Annotated in this window: 2 protein-coding genes and 1 pseudogene; 1 reads left to right on the top strand and 2 read right to left on the bottom strand. The window is 75.8% G+C overall.

The annotated features are described in order from the left end of the window. On the top strand, positions 1-465 hold a 465-nt coding region (locus AB0C69_RS42095; protein WP_360362504.1), incomplete at its 5' end, for a glycerol-3-phosphate dehydrogenase C-terminal domain-containing protein. A 36-nt stretch (positions 466-501) separates the two neighbouring features. Here AB0C69_RS42095 and AB0C69_RS42090 read toward each other — a convergent pair. Both AB0C69_RS42090 and AB0C69_RS42085 read right to left on the bottom strand, forming a co-directional pair. Continuing rightward, positions 502-1,308, bottom strand: coding sequence for a MaoC family dehydratase N-terminal domain-containing protein (locus AB0C69_RS42090; protein ID WP_360362501.1), 807 nt, complete (start codon positions 1,306-1,308; stop codon positions 502-504). A gap of 19 nt (positions 1,309-1,327) precedes the next feature. Next, positions 1,328-1,691: pseudogene (locus AB0C69_RS42085) on the bottom strand (oxidoreductase); the annotation flags it as partial.

Genomic DNA, 1,691 nt, shown 5'->3' with positions numbered 1-1,691 from the left:
GAACTCCGAGAGCCCGTCACCGCCGAGGACCACACGGACCATGTGCGGTGTGACGAGCGGCGCCGGCTCGCCGCCGAGTCCGGCCTGCACGTCGCGCGGATCGAGCACCTGCTGCACCGGTACGGGTCGTGCGCCCGGGAGGTGCTGGCCATGGTCGCCGGCGACCCGGCGCTCGGCGCCCCCATCCCCGGGGCCGGCGACTACCTGTGCGCCGAGGCCGTCTACGCGGTGACGCACGAGGGCGCGCTGCACCTGGAGGACGTCCTGGCGCGGCGGCTCCGCGTCTCGATCGAGGAGTGGGACGGCGGCGCGGCCGCGGCGTCCCGCGTCGCCGAGCTCGTCGCGCCCTGGCTCGGCTGGGACGACGAGCGCGTCAGCGGCGAGGTCAAGCGGTACGTGCAGCAGATCGCGGCGGAGCGCCGCGGCGGCCCGGCCCTGCGGGAGGCGCCCGTCACCGCCGCCTGACGGAGATCGGCGCCGGTCGGCGGAGAGCGGCGCGGCTCACGCGAAGGTGGCGGTCATCGCCGTGGCGTCGCCCGGGGCGTGGATCGAGAGGGTCCCGTCCGGGGACCCGGCCGCCACGAACGGCTGCCCCGCGTGGACGGGCCTGCGGGCGCGGAACGACAGTTCGCGCACCTTCAGGCCCGCCCGGCGCGGCAGCTCCAGGCAGAGGATCGCGAGCAGCGGGCCGTGGACGACGAGCCCGGCGTGCCCCTCCACCCCGGTCGCGTACGCCTCGTCGTAGTGGATGCGATGGGCGTTGTAGGTGAGGGCGCTGAACCGGAACAGCATCACCGGGCCGGCGGTCGTCCTCAGCGTCCACGGCGCGTCCACGGCCGGCGCCTCGAACCGCGGCGGCTCCGGACGGGACGCCGCGCCGCCGCTGCGGTAGACGAGGTCCTGCTCCTCGACCGCGATCTCGGCGCCGTCCCGCAGGAACCTGTGCCGGACGGTCACGAACAGCATCTCCCCGCTGCGGCCCCGCTTCACCGCGGTGGACGCGAGCTCCGTCCGGCGCGTGACGGCGTCCCCGGCGCGCAGGGGATCGTGGATCCGGAACCGCCCGCCGGCGAACATGCGGCGCCGCTCAGGGATCGGCGGAAGGAACCGGCCCTCGCGAGGATGCCCGTCCGGTCCCAGGTCCCGCTGCGCGGGCCGTTCCAGGAAGTGCAGCCAGTGCCAGAGGGGCGGCAGCTCCTCCCCCGGCGGCTCGACGTCGAGCAGTCCGGCCAGCGCCTCCGACGGCCCTGCGCCGACGACCTCGGTCGTCTCCTCCGGTTCCGGGGCCCACCCCGCGATGTCGATCACGAGCCCATCGTCGCAGGCGCTACGCGAACGCGTTCACCCCGGTCAGCTCCGCCGACAGCTCCCACAGCCGCTCGGCCTGCGCCGGGTCGGTCGCGTAGGAGCGCACACCGCTGGAGGGAGCGCCGACGCGGCCGCGGCGCGCGGGGTCGCCGTCCGGGGCCAGCTCGGCGACGTCGCAGTCCTCGCAGTACACGCCGCCCATGCCGGCCAGCCGCGGGGACGTGGCCGCCCACACCGCCGTCGCCGCGCCCTGCTCCGGCGTCTTGAACCCCTGGGCGATCTCGTTCCCGTCCTCGTCGACCCAGCCGTTCGCCACCTTCTCCTCCAGGGGGATGTGGCGCTGGAGGGGCGTCAGGATGCTCCCCGGATGGAGCGAGAAGGCC

The sequence above is a fragment of the Actinomadura sp. NPDC048032 genome (assembly GCF_040653175.1).
Classification (GTDB): domain Bacteria; phylum Actinomycetota; class Actinomycetes; order Streptosporangiales; family Streptosporangiaceae; genus Spirillospora; species Spirillospora verrucosospora.
Note: the sequence above shows the minus strand (reverse complement) of the source record. Positions and strands in the feature narration are given on the sequence as shown.